The sequence below is a fragment of the Citrobacter sp. KTE30 genome (assembly GCF_000398825.1).
In the GTDB taxonomy this organism is placed as follows: Bacteria; Pseudomonadota; Gammaproteobacteria; order Enterobacterales; family Enterobacteriaceae; genus Citrobacter; species Citrobacter freundii.
On record NZ_KB976055.1, the window covers coordinates 3,521,938 to 3,535,817 of the forward strand.

General features: G+C 51.6%; 11 protein-coding genes. 9 read left to right on the top strand and 2 right to left on the bottom strand.

The features are described 5' to 3' along the window. Positions 1-37: 37 nt before the first annotated feature. Positions 38-928, bottom strand: coding sequence for a LysR family transcriptional regulator (locus tag WC1_RS06480; RefSeq protein ID WP_003037204.1), 891 nt, complete (start codon positions 926-928; stop codon positions 38-40). A 98-nt stretch (positions 929-1,026) separates the two neighbouring features. Here WC1_RS06480 and WC1_RS06475 point away from each other — a divergent pair, with 98 nt between their 5' ends. Beyond that, positions 1,027-1,632: a short chain dehydrogenase gene (locus tag WC1_RS06475; protein WP_016150861.1), complete on the top strand. Its 606-nt coding sequence runs from the start codon at positions 1,027-1,029 to the stop codon at positions 1,630-1,632. Positions 1,633-1,684: 52 nt separating this feature from the next. Here the strand turns inward: WC1_RS06475 and WC1_RS06470 are convergent, their stop codons facing one another. Beyond that, on the bottom strand, positions 1,685-3,859 hold the full coding sequence (locus WC1_RS06470; protein ID WP_032948025.1) for an extracellular solute-binding protein: 2,175 nt from the start codon (positions 3,857-3,859) through the stop codon (positions 1,685-1,687). A 334-nt stretch (positions 3,860-4,193) separates the two neighbouring features. Between WC1_RS06470 and WC1_RS06465 the strand changes: the two genes are divergently transcribed. From WC1_RS06465 to gabP, 8 genes are all read left to right on the top strand, one after another. Further along, on the top strand, positions 4,194-5,018 hold the full coding sequence (locus tag WC1_RS06465) for an MBL fold metallo-hydrolase (protein WP_003037212.1): 825 nt from the start codon (positions 4,194-4,196) through the stop codon (positions 5,016-5,018). An 11-nt stretch (positions 5,019-5,029) separates the two neighbouring features. Beyond that, the gene (locus WC1_RS06460; protein WP_003037215.1) at positions 5,030-6,265 is read left to right on the top strand and encodes an MFS transporter; all 1,236 of its coding nucleotides are present in this window, start codon (positions 5,030-5,032) and stop codon (positions 6,263-6,265) included. 31 nt (positions 6,266-6,296) lie between these two features. Beyond that, positions 6,297-7,010, top strand: coding sequence for an MgtC/SapB family protein (locus WC1_RS06455; protein ID WP_003037218.1), 714 nt, complete (start codon positions 6,297-6,299; stop codon positions 7,008-7,010). Between the two features lie 239 nt (positions 7,011-7,249). After that, a complete protein-coding gene (glaH, locus tag WC1_RS06450; protein ID WP_016150863.1) occupies positions 7,250-8,227 on the top strand; it encodes a glutarate dioxygenase GlaH in 978 nt (325 codons plus the stop codon). Positions 8,228-8,246: 19 nt separating this feature from the next. After that, on the top strand, positions 8,247-9,515 hold the full coding sequence (lhgO, locus tag WC1_RS06445) for an L-2-hydroxyglutarate oxidase (protein WP_016150864.1): 1,269 nt from the start codon (positions 8,247-8,249) through the stop codon (positions 9,513-9,515). Between the two features lie 23 nt (positions 9,516-9,538). Then, entirely contained in the window at positions 9,539-10,987 is a 1,449-nt protein-coding gene (gene gabD, locus WC1_RS06440) for an NADP-dependent succinate-semialdehyde dehydrogenase (RefSeq protein WP_016150865.1), read from the top strand. Positions 10,988-11,012: 25 nt separating this feature from the next. Beyond that, complete coding sequence (gabT, locus tag WC1_RS06435) at positions 11,013-12,296, top strand: 4-aminobutyrate--2-oxoglutarate transaminase (RefSeq protein ID WP_003839700.1); 1,284 nt, start codon at positions 11,013-11,015, stop codon at positions 12,294-12,296. 142 nt (positions 12,297-12,438) lie between these two features. Further along, on the top strand, positions 12,439-13,839 hold the full coding sequence (gene gabP / locus WC1_RS06430; RefSeq protein WP_003839698.1) for a GABA permease: 1,401 nt from the start codon (positions 12,439-12,441) through the stop codon (positions 13,837-13,839). Positions 13,840-13,880: the final 41 nt, after the last annotated feature.

Consider the following 13,880-nt stretch of genomic DNA (forward strand, 5'->3'; position numbering starts at 1 on the left):
ACTGTAGGCCGGATAAGCGCAGCACCATCCGGCATTTTCATCTTAATTCCTGAACTGCACTAAGAACGTGCTCAACAAACCGTGTCAGCTTGGGCAACGGACGCAAATCCTGTCGCCACAGCAAATGAATCGGCCGCGGCTGTGGCGTAAATCCTTCCAGAATACGAACCAACTTGCCAGTAGCCAGCTCTTCTGCCAACAGCACCTCCGGTTGCAATAACAGCCCAGCCCCCGCTACCGCCGCCATACGCAGTCCATGACCATCGTTACAGCGCAGGATCGCATCGCGTTTCCATCTGACTTCCCCCGTCACGCCAGGCAGTATCCACTCGTTGCGGGCCGTCCACACGGTATGGGACAGACACAGATGATCCACCAGATCCGCGGGCGTCCGGGGGGTGCCATGGCGGGCAAGATATTCTGGCGAAGCACAAATTGCCATACGGTAGGGACACAGGTATTTCGCCACCACGTCAGTCTGATGGATATCGCCAATGCGGATCGCCAGATCAACACCTTCATTAACCAGATCAACCATCCGGTTGGTTAGATCCAGTTCAATGCGCACCTCTGGCCAGGTCTGTAAAAACGCAGCGGCCAATGGCGAGATCACGCAAGCGCCAAAAGACGTGGGCGCGCTTATGCGCAGCGTCCCTGCTGGTGCCAGCCGCAGACGCTCTACCGAACGTTCAGCTATCGATACCTGCTCCAGCACGCGACGGGCTTCTTCAAAATAGACGCGTCCGGCATCGGTCAGACTCTGGCGACGCGTATTGCGCTCCAGCAAACGCGTGCCGAGCTGCGCTTCCAGTTGGGCAATATATTTTCCCACCATCACCGCAGACATCTCGAGCCTCGTCGCCGCAGAAGTAAAGCTCCCGCTCTCCACCACGGCGACAAACGTTTCCATGCCGCGTAACTTATCCATATTGCAAACCCCTGGTTAGTAATCATCTAACTTTTAGCCAGTTTATCCGATTTCATTTTCATTAAAGAATAGCGGCTCACACTATTGCGGAGGTGGTTATGAAAATCGTCATTATTGGTGCCAGTGGTACAGTGGGTCGCGCAGTCACAGAAACGTTGAGCCGTAAACATGAGGTGATCCGCGTAGGTCGCACGCAGGGGGATTACCAGGTCGATATCACCTCGCAGGAGAGTGTCGAGGCATTGTTCGAAAAAGTCGGTCGGGTAGATGCGATCGTTTCCGCCACCGGCAATCTGTTCTTTGGACCGCTGTCGACAATGACCGACCAGGACTTTAATCAGGGGCTTCAGGATAAACTGTTAGGCCAGATACGTCTGGCCTTAACCGGGCAGCATTTCCTCAATGATAGCGGTTCGATAACGTTAATTAGCGGCATTATCGCCCACGAGCCCATCGCACAAGGCGCAAATGCGGCAACGATCAATGCCGGTCTGGAAGGATTTGTGCGCGCCGCTGCCTGTGAGCTAGAGCGTGGTCAGCGTATTAACCTGATAAGTCCGACCGTACTGAGTGAATCCGCTGCAGCCTATGACGGGTTCTTCCCCGGCTTTGAAAGCGTCCCCGCCGTCACGGTCGCCAACGCCTATCGCCGCAGCGTCGAAGGCATCCAGAGCGGGCGCATTTATAAAGTGGGTTACTGTTAACCGCTTTTTCTCGCCTCTTACGTCATCAGTAAGAGGCGAGGAGTCGCATATTTCAGGCACCCGTTTCGTTTCTGATCCGCGCATTGATGTATTCCACGGCCTGCGTTACGTCCATAATGCCGTTAATCGCATTCGTCACGCCTTGCCCGATAATAATCTCTGCCTGTCGCAGGTTAAAAGACTCACCTTTACTTCCCTGAGACTCCCGTATTCCCGTCATGCCTTTTTCATTCAGTAAATTAAACCACGGGTAGAGATTGAGAACATTTTGATCGTGACATATTCCAGACCAGGCGCTGTTGCCCCCCAATAGAACCAGATGGCGCGAAATTTCATCGGAATAAAGCCAATGAAAAAACTGCTCAACCTGTTTTTTCTTCTTACTGTAGCGAGACATTCCAATAGAGCCACCGCCCAATTGTGGAAGCTGCCCCGGAACGGGAGCATAGCCGATCGTGGGGGCGATGGTCGTATGCGCAACATCGTTAAACAAATTGAGATACATAATCAGCATGGCGAGATTTCCACGCTCAAACTGTTTAACCGCATCACTCCACCACTCACCAGGGAGATTCACGGCGATAGAAAGCTGGTGCAGATATTCTTCAAGTGCAGCGGCAGCAAGCGAAGCATCAAGTTGTACCGGCTCGCCCTCACGCACCAATCGTCCACCTAACGCGTAGTAACGTAGCAAGTACTCAGTGGCGATAAGTCCTGAGCTGCCCAACGTCACCGCCGTTCCCATTGGGCGCTGTCTGTTTTCTGGCTGATGCAATTGACTAAAGAAAGCGGCAATCTCATCAAATTGTGCGAAATTCTCTGGTAGCGTTAACTCTTTGCCTGTTGATTCATAAAACATCCGTTTAATCGTCGCATCTTCAAACAGATCTCGTCGATAAAACAGAAGCTGCATACTGGCATCAAAGGGAATTGCCCATGCAGTCCCATTCACCTGGCTGAAGTGCTGCTGAATTTGCTCAGAGAAGTTATCCAGCAATAACGGGAGTTCGGGGGAGACAGACTCCAGCGGCAATAATGCTTTTTCTGCAAACCAGGGAAAACATGCCATATCGATTCGCAGTAAATCGTAATAAGGGTGCAGGTGAAGATGAGAGAGAATTTCAAAAACCTCATCATACGGATAAACCGCAAGATTAACCTTAATACCGGTCTGGCGATAAAAGTGAGGTAACAGTTTCTTCAGCGCATCGGTCGAAGGGCTGGGCAAAATTAACATATTCAGCGTCGCCTCCGTCTCATGAGGCGGAGCGTATTGCCCATTCCAGGAAAAACCGCAATTCGTCAGAATACGGTGCTTCTCTTTACTTTTGGGTTGGCGAATACATGAAGCAATAGTTGTCCCCAGGCGGGCATAATCCATCTGATAGCTGGTGATTCCATCAAAAGATGCAGGAAGATTATCACTCAGTTGTACTATCGGCGGGCAGGACTGAGAACTCCCAAACCAGGACGCTTGCGTCAACGCACGCGTCTTCTCACTGTCCTGAACAATAAACAGATCGGGTATCGCCCCCCGGAAAAAGTCAAACGCGACGGTGTTAACTTCACTGGCATGCGCAGGTATAACCGTAAGCTTTGTGTGCGGACTTAACTCCCGGCATACCTTCTGTATCGCTTGAGTAAAGCGTGCGCTGTGGGCAAATTCCAGCGGCTCGCAGAAAACACCAATATGACCCGGCAACTGCGCCAGTGCCCTTCTTGCGGTTTCTTCCCCTGCGGTCACATAGTCAAGGCTAAAATAACAAACTGCACCGGCTGGCTGGCGATACGCAAAAAGCACATTCTCCGGGGAGAGCCTGAGCATATCGTAATAGGGCTGGCTGTTGTCCAGGCAACTCACGGTGACAACAGCCTGGTAAGACTTTGCCGCCAGTGTTTGCAAAATATCCAGTTCCAGATTGGGCAAATCATTAGTCAGGTAAAGATCAACCGGTTCGCTGAGTGAAGGTTGCCAGGCCTGGTGTAATCCCCGATAAAGTTGATAGTAACGTTCCGCATTGATGTCCGGCAGAATCAAGGCCACTCCCTGACTTTTGCTGGCTCTCAATGATTGCGCCTGCGCATTCAACTGATAGCCAACTTCTCGGGCCGCACGTTGAACCGCTTCAATCTTCTCAACGCTTACATTTCCTCTGCCATTGAGCACATTCGAGACAGTCCCATGCGATACACCGGCAATTCTTGCTATGTCTTTGATAGTTGGCATTTTTACACCCTTCCCCTGATGTTTTGATGCTAGCACGGTGCTCATCAGGAAACTATCTCCAGCAAGATAATTTGAACGTTACAATATTAAAAAGTGCATTTTATCAACACATTCTTATAACCACCTCTCAACCCCACATAGCACGAAGAAATGAACTAAAAATTTCAACACCATGAAATATAAAAATAAATTATTAAATTCTTGAAGAGGATCACTTATGCAACAAAAGATCGTTGTTGCCTTGAAGTTGCAGGATAATAATTGACACGTTCCAATTACGTTTCATTACATTTTCGTTCAAAAAACAACACTCTGTTTTGATCAAGAGGGAAACATGAATATTCATTTTCTGGGAACCGCAGCATCCGAAGGGATACCCAATCCTTTTTGCCGTTGTGAGCACTGTCAGCAAGCCCGTATTCGTAAAGGCAAAGACATACGCACGCACTCCTCAGCGATCATCGACGATGAACTGTTGATTGATGTCGCGCCTGAATTCAGCCAGCAACTGCTGCGAGATGGCCTGGACGCAACAGAGATCAAATCGCTGCTGTTCACGCATACACATCCCGATCATTTCAACGTCGGCGATCTTTTTAGCCGAATGGAAGGGTACGGATTTGAGATTACTCATCCGTTGCACATTTTTGGTAATGACCGTGCGATTAACGGCGCGGCACAAGTGTTACCAGGCTACAGCGCAGAAAGATTTGCTTTTCATTGCCTGGTTCCCTTCGTAACCGTTGAAACCCGCGGATACCGAATCACTCCACTGCTGGCGAACCATGCCAAATGGGAGCTTTGTTATACCTGGTTTATCGAAAAAGATGGTCAGTCAATTTTCTATGGACATGATTCGGGCTGGTTCCCTGAACTCACCTGGCAATGGTTGAAAGGGAAAAAGATCGATTTAACGGTGCTGGAATGTACCTACGGTTTTAATGGTGATAACCGTACAAATAACCACATGAGTCTGGAAACCGTTTTCGCCGCCAGAGACAGGCTTGCAGAACTGGGCTGCCTTGAGAAAAATAGCCAACTCATCGTCTCGCATGTCTCACACAGCGGCGGTCTACTGCACGACGATCTCGTGGCGGCGTGCGACAAAGAGAACATTCTTGTCGCCTGGGATGGGCTTAACCTGAGCATCAACCAATAAGGATATGCAATATGGACCTTAATAAAACACCACGCCTGCTGGTTATGATGTTCATACAATATTTCATGCAGGGCGCCTGGAATATGACCATGGGACTGGTATTAAGTACCTATGGTATGGCGACCATTATTGGCTCATCTTATGCTTTGCTTGGTCTGGCGACCATTCTTTCGCCACTCTTTATTGGCATGGTAGCCGACCGTTTCTTTTCGTCACAAAAAGTCATGGCGATCCTGCATTTAATTAATGCTGGCGTACTGTTGTTTGTTCCACAATTTATTGAGGCGCAAAACACGGGCATGACGTTGACCATGATCTTCCTGGTCGGTCTGCTGTTTTATCCAACAACTGCGCTGGCTAACAGCATCAGTTTCAGCCACATTAACGGGGTGAAATACTTCCCCTTTATTCGTGTGTTCGGCACATTTGGCTTTATGGTCATCGGTTTTATTATTGGTGAAATGGGCTATTCTGGAAATACCATCACCTGGTATATTGCGTCAGCCTCCGGTGTCGTGCTCGGCCTTTACTGCTTTACGTTGCCAAACACCCCACCGAAAGCAAAAGGAAGCGTATTTACACTCCGCGATCTGTTATGTCTGGACGCTCTGGCACTCTTCAAGGACCGCAGTTTCTCGGTTTTGATGCTCAGTATTTTTGTCCTGATGATCCCCAAAACAGCTTATTCCGCCTATATCCCGGTCTTTTTAAAAGCGCTTGGATTCGATAACGCCGCGTCAATGATGCAGGTCGGCATCGCCTGTGAAGTCATTTTTATGTTCCTGCTCTCGTTTTTCTTACTGAAAGCCGGCTTCAAAATTACTCTCATGTTGGGCGCCGTTTGCTGGATCATCCGCACACTGTTGTTTGCTCATGCATCACTGGATGCCAACATGATGTTTGTGCTGATCGGTCTGATGTTGCAGGGATTCTGCTGGGACTTTTTCTTTACCGTGGGCGACATTTATGTTGACCGTAAAGCCGCGCCAGAGATTAAAGCACAAGCCCAAAGCTTGCGATTTATCGTCTCCAACGGCGTCGGTTTGCTGTTTGCCTCTACCGTATGCGGTCAAATCTTCAACAGCACCGTGACGGAACAAGGCCCACAGGCGTTACCGCAATGGGAAACATTCTGGCTAGTTTCCGCAGGCGTTGCCGCAGTGGTCAGCGTATTCTTCCTGATATTCTTCCGGGACGATATTTCAAAACGCAAAGCAGACCTCCCATTGAAAAAAGCAAACTCCTGATCGTTAAAGACTCTTTCATTAAGGTAATTGCATGAATAATCTGGCCGCCATCATCAATGAGCAAGGATTGTTGCCTTTAACTACGATCATCAAAATCAGCATTGCATTTATTCTGGGTGGCATTATAGGCCTGGAAAGAGAATCGAAAGGGAAACCGGTTGGCTTCAAAACTTGCGTTATTTTATCCGTAGCCAGCTGTGTGTTAACTGTCGTATCAATACAATCTGCAGAATACTATGCTGAAATTTCGATGAACATCCGTAGCGATCCTATGCGTCTGGCGGCTCAGATTATTAGTGGCGTTGGTTTTCTCGGTGCGGGAGTCATTCTGCACCGACACGACGATGCTATTTCTGGTCTCACTACTGCGGCAATTGTCTGGGCATCTGCTGGGGTGGGAATCACCTGTGGGGCCGGTTTTTATTTTCATGCTTTTTTTGCCACGGCTTTATTTTTATTGGCAATTAAATTAAGCCCGTTCATTATTTTCTTACAAACTAAAAACCAGTTCCCCGGAAAAGTAAAAGTCAGGGTTATTCTTGATGAACGCGATGCGCTCGAAAATCTGATAACCCGCATCCATCAACAGAAAAACATTATTGAAAACATAACGATCAGGGATATTAAGAAGGGTAAAATCGAGGTTAATCTCAAAATCGTAATTCGTAAGAAGATGACCTTGCCCGACTTGTACCACGATCTCACTCATGTTGAACACGTCTGCGCTATTGCTCTTGAACATTAAGATTTTTTATTTCTCTCTTTAAAATCAGGTGGTTACCACCTGATATAACCGCTCTATCCCCGTCTTCGCTTTAAATCCCTACTGTTTGAAATGTTAAATATTTGTTGCTTTTGATCACAAATAACAAACAAACAAACTCATTATGTGCGCGTTTTTCAAAAATGTAGATATTTTTAATTTATGGCTACGAAACGAGCTGCGCCATATCTCCCTGACAATCTACTGAGAGGAACGATTTGATGAACGCACTGACTGCCGTAAAACCAAACGCTGAAGATCCAGCCCAGCACTACAGCGGTTTCACGCTGAAACCGTCAGCCCAATCCCCACGCCTGCTGGAGCTGACTTTTTCCGCTGAAACCACTGAGCAATTTCTGCAGGCCGTCGCGCAGTGGCCGGTGCAGGCGCTGGAATACAAATCCTTCTTGCGCTTCAAAGTGAGCAAGATCCTCGACGACCTGTGCGGCAATCAGTTGCAGCCTCTGCTGCTGAAAACGTTGCTCGATCGTGCCGAAGGCGCACTGCTGATCAATGCCGTTGGCGTGGATGATGTGGCGCAGGCAGAAGAGATGGTCAAGCTGGCGACGGCGGTAGCGCATCTAATCGGACGCTCGAATTTTGATGCGATGAGCGGTCAATATTACGCACGTTTTGTGGTGAAAAACGTCGATAACTCAGACAGCTATCTGCGCCAGCCTCACCGAGTGATGGAATTGCACAACGACGGAACCTATCTCGAAGAAATCACCGATTACGTGCTGATGATGAAGATTGACGAGCAGAACATGACCGGCGGTAACTCGCTGCTGCTGCACCTCGACGACTGGGAACATCTGGATCAGTACTTTACCCATCCGCTAGCGCGTCGCCCTATGCGCTTTGCCGCGCCGCCAAGCAAAAACGTGAGCCAGGAAGTGTTCCATCCGGTATTTGACGTTGACCAGCAGGGTCGTCCGGTGATGCGCTACATCGACCAGTTCGTCCAGCCAAAAGACTATGAAGAAGGCGTCTGGCTGAGTGACCTGTCCGACGCGCTGGAAACCAGCAAAAGTATTATTTCCGTACCGGTTTCAGTGGGTAAATTCCTGCTGATCAACAACCTGTTCTGGCTGCACGGTCGCGATCGTTTCACCTCGCATCCTGACCTGCGCCGCGAACTGATGCGCCAACGTGGTTATTTCGCTTACGCGACAAACCACTACCAGACTCATCAGTAAGCGCGAAGGAAAAAAGCGGATGTATGATTTTGTGATTATTGGCGGCGGCATTATCGGTATGTCGACCGCCATGCAACTGATTGATGTCTATCCGGACGCCAGAATTGCGCTGTTGGAAAAAGAGTCCGGCCCGGCCTGTCACCAGACGGGCCACAACAGCGGCGTCATTCATGCCGGGGTCTATTACACTCCCGGCAGCCTGAAGGCGCAGTTTTGCCTGGCCGGAAATCGCGCCACAAAAGTCTTTTGCGACCAAAACGGCATCCGCTACGACGTCTGCGGAAAAATGCTGGTTGCCACCTCCCCTCTGGAAATGGAGCGCATGCGCGCGCTATGGGATCGCACCGCAGCTAACGGTTTGGAGCGCGACTGGCTGAATGCGCAGGAGCTTCGAGAGCGTGAACCGAATATCACCGGTCTGGGTGGCATTTTTGTTCCGTCGAGCGGGATCGTCAGCTACCGTGAAGTCACCGCCGCGATGGCGAATATTTTCCAGGCCAAAGGCGGTGAGATTATTTACAACGCCGAGGTCAGCGCGCTGAAAGAGCACGCTACGGGCGTGATTGTCCATACCCGTCAGGGCCAGGAATATGAAGGCGCGACGCTGATTAGTTGTTCTGGCCTGATGGCGGACCGACTGGTGAAAATGCTCGGCGTTGAACCTGGCTTTATCATCTGTCCGTTCCGTGGCGAATATTTCCGCCTGGCGCCAGAACATAATCAGATAGTTAACCATCTGATCTACCCCATCCCCGACCCGGCAATGCCGTTTCTCGGTGTTCATCTGACCCGGATGATTGACGGCAGCGTCACGGTCGGCCCAAACGCGGTGCTGGCATTTAAACGTGAAGGCTACCGTAAGCGTGACTTCTCGCTCAGCGATACGCTGGAGATCCTCGGCTCTTCTGGTATTCGCCGCGTGCTGCAAAACAACCTGCGCTCAGGGCTTGGCGAAATGAAGAATTCGCTGTGCAAAAGCGGTTATCTGCGTCTGGTACAAAAGTACTGTCCGAGCCTGACGCTTAAGGATCTGCAACCATGGCCTGCAGGGGTGCGGGCACAGGCGGTATCACCTGATGGCAAGCTTATCGACGATTTTCTGTTTGTCACCACGCCACACTCAATTCACACCTGTAACGCGCCTTCTCCGGCGGCAACATCGGCAATCCCTATCGGTGCACATATTGTCAGCAAAGTTCATGCGCTGCTGGAGAACCAGAGTAATCCCGGACGCACGCTGCGTGCGGCACGTAGCGTGGAGACATTACACGCCGCATTTACCCGTTAAACCGATTAAGACAGGAAGCAATCATGCAACTTAACGATCCAACCTTATTTCGCCAGCAGGCACTGATCGACGGCAACTGGCGTGACGCTAACAGCGGCGAGACCATCGCGGTGACCAATCCCGCCAACGGTCAGCAATTGGGTAGCGTACCTAAAATGGGGGCAGATGAAACCCGCGAAGCGATTAACGCTGCTAACCGCGCTCTGCCGGCCTGGCGTGCGCTGACTGCCAAAGAGCGAGCCAATATCCTGCGCCGCTGGTTCAACCTGATGATTGAGCATCAGGACGATCTCGCCCGCCTGATGACCCTGGAACAGGGTAAACCGCTGGCGGAGGCCAAAGGCGAAATCACCTATGCCGCCTCATTTATTGAGTGGTTTGCCGAAGAGGGTAAACGCATCTATGGCGATACAATTCCTGGTCATCAGGCCGATAAGCGTCTGATCGTCATCAAGCAGCCGATCGGCGTTACCGCCGCGATTACGCCGTGGAACTTTCCCTCAGCGATGATCACCCGTAAAGCCGGTCCGGCGCTGGCAGCAGGCTGTACGATGGTGCTTAAACCCGCCAGCCAGACCCCCTACTCCGCACTGGCGCTGGCAGAACTGGCTAATCGCGCCGGGATCCCGGCTGGCGTTTTCAGCGTGGTGACCGGTTCTGCGAGCGCGGTCGGTAACGAACTGACCGGCAACCCGCTGGTGCGCAAACTGTCATTTACCGGCTCAACCGAAATTGGCCGTCAGTTAATGCAGCAGTGCGCCAAAGACATCAAAAAGGTATCGCTGGAACTGGGCGGCAATGCGCCGTTTATCGTCTTTGACGATGCCGATCTTGATAAAGCCGTGGAAGGCGCGCTGGCCTCGAAATTCCGTAACGCCGGGCAAACCTGCGTCTGCGCCAACCGCCTGTACGTTCAGGACGGCGTGTATGAGCGTTTTGCCGAAAAACTTCAGCAGGCGGTAAGCAAACTGCATCTCGGCGATGGTCTGCAACCAGAGGTCACTACCGGACCGCTGATCGACGATAAAGCGGTTGCCAAAGTGCAGGAACACATTGCCGATGCTCTGGATAAAGGCGCACGCATTATCGCGGGCGGTAAACCTCATGCGCTCGGCGGTAACTTCTTCCAGCCCACCATTCTGGTAGATGTGCCTGACAACGCGAAGGTCGCCAAAGAAGAGACGTTCGGACCGCTGGCTCCGCTGTTTCGTTTTAAAGACGAAGCCGACGTCATCGCTCAGGCCAACGACACCGAGTTTGGTCTGGCCGCCTATTTCTACGCCCGTGATTTGAGCCGCGTCTTCCGCGTTGGCGAAGCGCTGGAGTACGGCATCGTCGGGATTAACACCGGCATTATCTCCAACGAAGTCGCCCCGTTTGGGGGAATCAAAGCCTCCGGTCTTGGCCGTGAAGGATCAAAATACGGCATCGAAGACTACTTAGAAATCAAATATATGTGCATCGGCCTTTAATAAAATAAATACTGGAGAACACCTGATGAGCACCAACAAAGAACTTATGCAACGTCGCAGCAACGCCGTTCCCCGTGGCGTAGGCCAGATCCACCCTATTTTTGCCGAGCGTGCAGAAAACTGTCGGGTCTGGGACGTTGAAGGCCGTGAATTCCTTGACTTTGCTGGCGGTATTGCAGTGTTGAACACCGGTCACCTGCACCCGCAGATCGTCTCTGCGGTAGAAGCGCAGTTGAAAAAGCTGTCCCATACCTGTTTCCAGGTGCTGGCCTATGAGCCATACCTGGAGCTGTGCGAAATCATGAATAAGAAAGTGCCGGGTGATTTCGCCAAGAAAACCCTGCTGGTGACCACCGGTTCTGAAGCGGTAGAAAATGCGGTGAAAATCGCCCGCGCCGCCACCAAACGCACCGGCACAATCGCCTTCAGCGGTGCTTACCACGGCCGTACCCACTACACCTTGTCACTGACCGGGAAAGTGAACCCATACTCTGCCGGAATGGGGCTGATGCCGGGCCACGTGTATCGCGCGCTTTATCCTTGCCCACTGCACGGCATCAGTGACGACGATGCTATCGCCAGCATTCACCGCATTTTCAAAAACGATGCCGCGCCAGAAGACGTCGCCGCCATCGTAATTGAACCCGTCCAGGGCGAAGGTGGTTTTTACGCCGCTTCTCCTGCTTTTATGCAACGTCTGCGCGCTATTTGTGACGAACACGGGATCATGCTGATTGCTGATGAAGTACAGAGCGGTGCGGGCCGCACCGGTACGCTGTTTGCCATGGAGCAGATGGGCGTTGCGCCCGATCTCACCACCTTCGCCAAATCCATCGCCGGAGGCTTCCCGCTGGCAGGCGTGACCGGACGCGCCGATGTCATGGACGCTATTCCACCGGGCGGTCTGGGCGGTACCTATGCAGGTAACCCAATTGCCTGTGCCGCTGCGCTGGCGGTACTAAACATTTTCGAGCAGGAAAATCTGCTGCAAAAAGCCAACGAGCTGGGGCAAACCCTGCGTGAAGGCCTGTTGGCTATCGCGGAAACCCACCGCGAGATTGGCGACGTACGCGGGCTGGGCGCGATGATTGCTATCGAACTGTTCGAAGACGGCGATCGCACGAAGCCCGATGCCAAACTGACAGCTGAAATCGTCGCTCGTGCCCGCGATAAAGGGCTAATCCTGCTCTCCTGCGGACCTTACTACAACGTGCTGCGCATTCTTGTCCCGCTGACTATTGAAGATGCGCAAATCCGCCAGGGGCTGGACATTATCGCCCAGTGTTTTGCCGAGGCAAAGCAGGGTTAAACCCGTATCAAAACGGGGAGTTTTAAGCCGGATAAGGCGGAGCCGCCATCCGGCAAACAGGGTCAATAACAATAATACGCGTGCCCCGGCGCGGGAATGCCGGGGTGCTCTCCCAAGTGAAATACTTTCGAGAGGTTTAAAGATGGGGCAAGTGTCACAATCACATGATTTAGGGGGCGGGCTGAAATCACGCCACGTCACCATGCTGTCTATTGCCGGGGTAATCGGCGCAAGTCTGTTTGTCGGTTCAAGCGTGGCGATTGCAGAAGCCGGCCCCGCAGTATTATTAGCCTATCTGTTCGCCGGATTGCTGGTGGTGATGATTATGCGCATGTTGGCCGAAATGGCCGTCGCCACACCGGATACCGGTTCTTTTTCCACATACGCCGATAAGGCCATCGGCCCTTGGGCAGGTTACACCATCGGCTGGTTGTACTGGTGGTTCTGGGTGTTGGTTATACCGCTGGAGGCGAATATCGCCGCCATCATTCTTCACTCCTGGGTGCCTGGCATTCCTATCTGGCTGTTTTCTCTGGTTATCACGCTGGCATTAACCGGCAGTAATTTACTGAGCGTCAAAAATTACGGTGAGTTCGAGTTCTGGCTGGCGCTGTGCAAAGTGATTGCCATTCTGGCGTTTATAACCCTCGGCGCAGCGGCGATTAGCGGTTTCTATCCTTATGCCGATGTCAGCGGGGTTTCGCGCCTGTGGGATCAGGGCGGCTTTATGCCCAACGGTTTTGGCGCCGTGATCAGCGCAATGTTAATCACCATGTTCTCCTTTATGGGCGCAGAGATAGTTACCATCGCCGCCGCCGAATCCGATACCCCGGATAAACATATCGTTCGCGCCACCAACTCGGTTATCTGGCGTATCTCCATCTTCTATCTGTGCTCTATTTTTGTGGTGGTGGCGCTGATCCCGTGGAACATGCCGGGACTGAAAGAAGTCGGTTCTTACCGCTCGGTACTGGAGCTACTGCATATCCCGCACGCGAAACTGATCATGGATTGCGTCATTTTGCTGTCGGTGACTAGCTGTCTCAACTCCGCGCTGTATACGTCCTCGCGTATGCTCTACTCCCTGAGCCGCCGTGGCGATGCCCCCGCCTTTATGGGTAAAACGAACCGCAGTAAAACGCCTTATGTGGCGGTGTTGCTGTCTACCGGTGCCGCATTCCTCACCGTCATCGTCAACTATTACGCCCCGGCCAAGGTGTTTAAATTCCTGATCGACAGTTCCGGTGCCATCGCACTGCTGGTCTATCTGGTCATTGCCGTTTCTCAACTGCGGATGCGTAAAATCCTGCTGGCACGAGGCGGCGAAATTAAACTGAAAATGTGGCTCTATCCGTGGCTTACCTGGCTGGTCATCGCATTTATTATCTTTGTGCTGGTGGTCATGCTGTTTCGCCCGGCACAACAGCTGGAAGTTATCTCTACCGGATTGTTAGCCATAGGAATTATTTGCACCGTGCCCATTATGTCACGCTGGAAAAAACTGCTATCGTGGCAAAAAGCACCATTGCAAAATACGCATTAAACCTGTTCCCGGCGCAGGCCGGGAAATCCTTTCAGGAGTAT

Excerpts from the sequence above, each read along its gene's own strand:
- WC1_RS06480 (WP_003037204.1), bottom strand. The coding sequence starts at position 928 with ATGGATAAGTTACGCGGCATGGAAACGTTTGTCGCCGTGGTGGAGAGC.
- WC1_RS06475 (WP_016150861.1), top strand. The coding sequence starts at position 1,027 with ATGAAAATCGTCATTATTGGTGCCAGTGGTACAGTGGGTCGCGCAGTC.
- WC1_RS06470 (WP_032948025.1), bottom strand. The coding sequence starts at position 3,859 with ATGCCAACTATCAAAGACATAGCAAGAATTGCCGGTGTATCGCATGGG.
- WC1_RS06465 (WP_003037212.1), top strand. The coding sequence starts at position 4,194 with ATGAATATTCATTTTCTGGGAACCGCAGCATCCGAAGGGATACCCAAT.
- WC1_RS06460 (WP_003037215.1), top strand. The coding sequence starts at position 5,030 with ATGGACCTTAATAAAACACCACGCCTGCTGGTTATGATGTTCATACAA.
- WC1_RS06455 (WP_003037218.1), top strand. The coding sequence starts at position 6,297 with ATGAATAATCTGGCCGCCATCATCAATGAGCAAGGATTGTTGCCTTTA.
- glaH (WP_016150863.1), top strand. The coding sequence starts at position 7,250 with ATGAACGCACTGACTGCCGTAAAACCAAACGCTGAAGATCCAGCCCAG.
- lhgO (WP_016150864.1), top strand. The coding sequence starts at position 8,247 with ATGTATGATTTTGTGATTATTGGCGGCGGCATTATCGGTATGTCGACC.
- gabD (WP_016150865.1), top strand. The coding sequence starts at position 9,539 with ATGCAACTTAACGATCCAACCTTATTTCGCCAGCAGGCACTGATCGAC.
- gabT (WP_003839700.1), top strand. The coding sequence starts at position 11,013 with ATGAGCACCAACAAAGAACTTATGCAACGTCGCAGCAACGCCGTTCCC.
- gabP (WP_003839698.1), top strand. The coding sequence starts at position 12,439 with ATGGGGCAAGTGTCACAATCACATGATTTAGGGGGCGGGCTGAAATCA.